This is a genomic window from Streptomyces sp. SID486, assembly GCF_009865385.1.
Lineage (GTDB): Bacteria > Actinomycetota > Actinomycetes > Streptomycetales > Streptomycetaceae > Streptomyces.
This window is the reverse complement of sequence record NZ_WWJT01000576.1, coordinates 1-2,136: the sequence shown is the minus strand read 5'-3', so window position 1 is coordinate 2,136 and position 2,136 is coordinate 1. Positions and strand designations below refer to the sequence as shown.

Genomic DNA, 2,136 nt, shown 5'->3' with positions numbered 1-2,136 from the left:
GGACCTGCGGGACGCGGCCCGGCGGCTGCCCGCCCTGCGCCTGGACGGCGGCGCGGCGGACGGCGAGTCCCGGGCCCGGCTGGTCGCCGAGGTCCGCGAGAGCGCACTGCACAGCCGACCGGCGCAGGGCTGGGGACCGGACTTCCCGGCCGGTGACCTCCTCGGAGCCGGGGACGAGGACAGCCTGCGCACCCGCCTCGAGCAGTCCTTCCGGCAGCTGGCCGCGCAGGCCCGCACCGCGGCGGAGCACGGCCGGCTGCTCGACCTGGCCCACGCGGTCCGGCCGGTGACCACCTTCTGACCACATCCAGGACCGGGGGAGAGGCGGCGATGACCGTGGCCGAGGAGACCGAGGTGACACTCGCGGTCGGTCAGCAGAAGGACCTGCCCGCGACGCCGGACGCGGCCGGGCGGCACACCGACCGGGAGATGCACGCCATCCTGGAGATCGGGGTCCGCAGCCCCGACGGCGCGGAGCACACCGGCGCACCCCCGCCCGGCACCGGGCCGGCGCTCGCCGAGGTGCTGATCGTCGACACCTCCCGTTCGATGCTCCACCCGGCGGCCAAACTGCGCGCGGCCAAGGACGCCACCGTCGCGGCGGTCCGGATGCTGCCCGACGGCACCGCCTTCGCCGTGCTGTCCGGGCGGTTCGACGCCACCGTGGTCCACCCCGGGCCCGGCCACCCGGTGCTCGCCGTCGCCGGGCCCGCGGAACGCGAGGCCGCCGAGCGTGCCGTACGCATCCTGGACGCGGACAGCGGCACCGCCATCGGCACCTGGCTCGAACTCGCCCGGCGGTTGCTCAAGGACCAGCCCGCGCCCGTCAAACACGTCCTGCTGCTCACCGACGGACGCAACGAGCACGACCACCGCTCCAGCCGGCCGCTGGACGCCGTTCTCGACGCCTGCGCGGGCCAGTTCGTCTGCGACGCCTGGGGGATCGGCGACGACTGGGACGCGGAACTGCTGCTGGGTATCACCCGCCGGCTGCACGGCCACGCCGGGGCCGTCCGTGAAGTCTCCGAACTGCCGTCGGTGTACGAGGAGTTGATGGCCGGCCTGCTCGGCACGTCGGTGCCCGAGCTGCGGATCAGGCTGACCCCCACCCCGGGCACGGTGATCCGCCAGGTCACCCAGGTGGTGCCGAACGAGCAGGAGCTGCAACCCGTCCCGGCCGGCTCCGGCGGGCGCGCCGCGGAGTACGTCACCCGGGCCTGGGGCGACGAGGTGCGGCACTTCCAGGTCGTCCTGACCGCCGACCCCACCGGCCGGGAGAGGGGCGAGGAACTCCAGCTGGCCGCGGTGGAGATCGTGGTGCCCGACGTACGGCGTCCGGTACGGCTGCCCCCGCCGCGGCCCATCCTGGTGCGCTGGACCGACAACCCGTTCGACGCCTCCCGGCAGCACCCCGGGGTCCGCCGGCACGAGTTGTACCAGCAGGCGAGCGCGGCCGTCGCCCAGGCGTACCGGGCCTGGCTGCGCGGCGCGGACGGCCGGGACACCGCGGACCGCGAACTCGCCCGCGCCCTGCTGCTGGCCGCCGAACTGGACGACGCCCAGCTGCTCGGCGCGCTCCGGCTGATCGAGGCCGGTCCCGGCACCGGGCGGGTCCGCCCCGGCCTCAAGGACGTCGACTGGCAGCACCTGATCCTCTCCAGCGCCCTGACGACACCACCGGAACAGCCGAAGGCCGCGGGCCCCGGCGGGGCGCGGGCCGCCGGGACCGGGAGCGAGGCACCGGCGGGCGCCGGAGCGGGCGCACCCGCCGGCCCGGGCGCGGGCGCCGGCGGCACCGTGCCGCCCGGGCCGGGTGTCTGCGGCCGTGCCGGTGCCGACTCCGCGGCGGGCGGGCCGTCCGGTGCCGACGGGAGCGGACTTCCGGTGCGCTCCGACGGGCTCGTGGAGTGTCCCTCCTGCAAGTGGCTCGGTCCCGCCGACTCCGTCTTCTGCGGGGGCGACTGCGGGCGGCCGCTGAGGGGGGCGTCGGCGTGACCACCGGCGGGGGAACCGGTCCCGGGGCGGGCACCGGCGAAGACGTGCCCTCCGGGGCGGGAGCCGGCAGGGGCGCCACGCCGGCGGCGGGCACCGGCACGGCCGCACGCGCACCCGCCGCCGCGTCGCGCGCCCGCGTTC

Annotated in this window: 2 protein-coding genes; both read left to right on the top strand. The window is 77.3% G+C overall.

All coding sequences use genetic code 11. The features are described 5' to 3' along the window. Positions 1-301: tetratricopeptide repeat protein (locus GT045_RS26850; protein WP_272926903.1), on the top strand; the 301-nt coding region annotated here is incomplete at its 5' end. A 29-nt stretch (positions 302-330) separates the two neighbouring features. Then, on the top strand, positions 331-1,995 hold the full coding sequence (locus GT045_RS26845; protein ID WP_161335742.1) for a VWA domain-containing protein: 1,665 nt from the start codon (positions 331-333) through the stop codon (positions 1,993-1,995). Positions 1,996-2,136 lie beyond the last annotated feature (141 nt).